Genomic DNA, 273 nt, shown 5'->3' on the forward strand with positions numbered 1-273 from the left:
GGTTGGAAGTGGTTGGGACCGAGTACCAATTGACTCGCAAAGCATCGATGCGCCGCTGTCGCGCGCGGCGGTGTTTCTCACGTTGACGGTCGCCGAGGGCCACGAGGCCCTTCAGGCGGTCGCCGGCATCTTGGACGGGCCGGACGACCTGATCAAAACGGTGGGCTTCCACGATCTCAACGGCCGGCTGTCGTGCATCACTGCGCTGGGATCGGCGCTATGGGACCGTTTCCAGACCGGGAAGCGCCCGAAGGAACTACGGCCCTTCGTGCC

General features: G+C 64.8%; 1 protein-coding gene. It reads left to right on the plus strand.

The window, feature by feature from the left end; translation table 11 throughout:
• Window positions 1-273, plus strand: a 273-nt coding sequence (locus AC1RO3_RS09165) for a Dyp-type peroxidase domain-containing protein (RefSeq protein ID WP_481764110.1), incomplete at both ends; no start/stop codon positions are given.

The organism is Dellaglioa sp. CoH-57-MRSF-19, from assembly GCF_056781975.1.